Raw genomic sequence first — 387 nt, forward strand, 5'->3', positions numbered from 1 at the left:
GGTCAATCAGGGAGCTCAAAGGCAAGAAGATCGGGACGTCGTCTCTCACCGAGGGGACAGCGATCTACACCCAGATGCTGCTGTCCAAAGAAGGCTTGCAGTATCCGGGAGACTACGAATTCGAGCTTGCGGGCATCCATACCAAGCGCTGGGAAGCCCTGCAGGCTGGAGAGATCGACTGTGCACCGCAGCCCGCACCGTGGAATTTTCTGGCTGAGCGGCAGGGCTTCAATCTGATTGGCGAGATCAATGACATCATTCCCGAGATCGTTTTCGCCGCTGTCATCGGCCGCAAGAGCTGGCTGGACGCCCACGGTGACGTGGTTGTTCGTTTCCTCCAGGCGCTTCTCGAAGCCTACGCGATTGCCAACGACGCCGGACGGGAAG

1 protein-coding gene is annotated in these 387 nt (G+C 58.9%); it reads left to right on the forward strand.

The features are described 5' to 3' along the window. A partial coding sequence (locus AC1D0P_RS31435) for an ABC transporter substrate-binding protein (protein WP_477680304.1) occupies window positions 1–387 on the forward strand: 387 nt, incomplete at both ends.

This window comes from Polaromonas sp. P1_G2 (assembly GCF_056405515.1).